We start from the raw sequence: 1,545 nt of genomic DNA on the forward strand, positions 1-1,545 counted from the left end.
CCGAGCTGGGCAACCTGACCTCGCTCACCACGCTGTACCTGTCCGGCAATCAGCTCACGGCGGTGCCGGCCGAGCTGGGCAACCTGACCTCCCTCACCGAGCTGTCCCTGCATGGCAATCAGCTCACGGCGGTGCCGGCCGAGCTTGGACGTCTGCAGCCTGGGGTGTTGCGGCTAGACGGTAATCGCCTGCCTCCGGAGATCATGGCCGCGTACGAAGACGGCGGGGAAGAACTGACCAGGTTTCTGCAACTGTTACAACGGGATCCGGTATCTGTCACCGAGGCGAAGCTGGTGCTGGTCGGGGAAGGCAAGGTGGGGAAGACCAGCCTGCGGGAGGCGATGGGCGGCAACGCGTGGGTCGATGGCCGTGATACCACACACGGTGTAGAGATCACACAGATACCCGTGACGCATAACGAATCCAAGATCACATTGAACGTGTGGGATTTCGGCGGGCAGGAGTGGTACAAGCCCACCCACCAGCTGTACTTCACCGCCCCAGCCGTGTATCTGCTGTTGTGGGTGCCCCGGCTAGGCGTGCAACAGTGCGCGGTCGTCGAATGGCTCAAAACGATCCGCGCCCGTGCCGGCGACGGTGCGAAGGTGCATGTGGTGGCCACACACGCCAACGAGCCACATCCGGCGATCATCGACCAGGCCAGGATGTACCACGACTTCGACGGAATGATCGTTAACTTCCACCACATCGACAGCCGCAATCCCGCCGATGTGGACAAACTCAAAGCCGAGATCGCCGCCACGGTCAACAAGTTGCCACACGTCCGCCGCCAGTACCCACGCGCCTGGCATGATCTACGCGAATCCATTCGGGAGGAAAGTTTGGCCTACCTGCCCTATCCGGCATTCCTGAAACGGGCCGACCGGGCAGGCTTAAGCGCCACCTCGGCGAAATCGCTGGCGCGTAACGCTCACGCGCTGGGTAATTGGATCTTCTTCGACGAGCAGTCCCAAGCAGACCTGGTGATCTTCAAACCGGACTGGCTGAGCAAAGCGATCAGCCATGTCATCGCCGACCAGCACACCCGCGACAACCACGGCCTGATCACCCTGGAACGGATGGCCCAGATCTGGACCGCCCCGGACCGCCCGGACGACGAACGCTACCCACCCCACCTGCACGCCGCGTTCCGTCATCTCATGGCCGGTTTCGACATCGCCTACCGGGTAGCCACCCGCGCGGGTGAACCGGAGATGATGCTAATCGCTCAGCTGGTCGGAAGTCTCCCACCGGCGCATCTGGACGACGCATGGCAGGGATATGAGCCGGACCTGCCGCAACAAAGCCAAATCTGCTTGATCCGCGACAGGGTCAGCCGCCGGGCTGATGCGCGGGACGGGTTGATGTACCGGCTGACCGTGCGGTTCCACACCCTGTCGCTCGGCGTCAAAGACCACCACCGGAGCGTGCACTGGCAACACGGCCTACTTTTGGACAACGGGCTACACGGTCGTGCCCTGCTCACTATGGAAGGCAATCACATCACCGTCACTGTCCGCGCTGCCTACCCACACAACCTTCTAG

The 1,545-nt window shown here is 62.5% G+C and carries 1 protein-coding gene; it reads left to right on the forward strand.

Features of this window, described 5'->3' with window-relative positions:
* On the forward strand, positions 1 to 1,545 hold a 1,545-nt coding region (locus DM816_RS41825), incomplete at both ends, for a COR domain-containing protein (RefSeq protein WP_170318945.1).

Source organism: Allorhizocola rhizosphaerae, assembly GCF_003426775.1.
Classification (GTDB): domain Bacteria; phylum Actinomycetota; class Actinomycetes; order Mycobacteriales; family Micromonosporaceae; genus Allorhizocola; species Allorhizocola rhizosphaerae.